The following is a 398-nucleotide window of genomic DNA, read 5'->3' on the forward strand; positions in this document are numbered from 1 at the left end:
ATCGTGATGTATGCGGGGCGGAAGGTCGAGGAAGCCAGTGTCGAGGCGCTGTTCGCTGATCCAAAGCACCCCTACACGCGCGGGCTGATGGCCTCGATCCCGGCTGTACCGGCGTCAGGTGTACCTGTGCAGGAGCGGCTCAACGAGATTCCCGGCACCGTGCCCTCGCTGGTGCGGCTACCGCCGGGCTGCGCCTTCGCGCCGCGCTGCAAGCTCGCGATCAAGCGCTGTCAGGATGAATATCCGCCGCTCGCGGATTGGGGCAGCGGTCATCTCGCCGCGTGTTGGCGCGCGGCAGACGTGGCGGAGGTGGCATGACCGAGGCCCTGCTCGAAGTCACCGACCTGACAAAGCACTATCCGGTACGTGCCGGCGTGCTGCGCCGGCACGTACCGGAT

General features: G+C 67.1%; 1 protein-coding gene. It reads left to right on the forward strand.

What is annotated here, in order from left to right; all coding sequences use genetic code 11:
* The coding region (locus QC029_RS31490; RefSeq protein ID WP_369281331.1) for an oligopeptide/dipeptide ABC transporter ATP-binding protein at window positions 1–318 on the forward strand (318 nt) is incomplete at its 5' end.
* Window positions 319–398: the final 80 nt, after the last annotated feature.

Source organism: Streptomyces sp. DH37 (assembly GCF_029813835.1).
Taxonomy (GTDB): Bacteria; Actinomycetota; Actinomycetes; order Streptomycetales; family Streptomycetaceae; genus Streptomyces.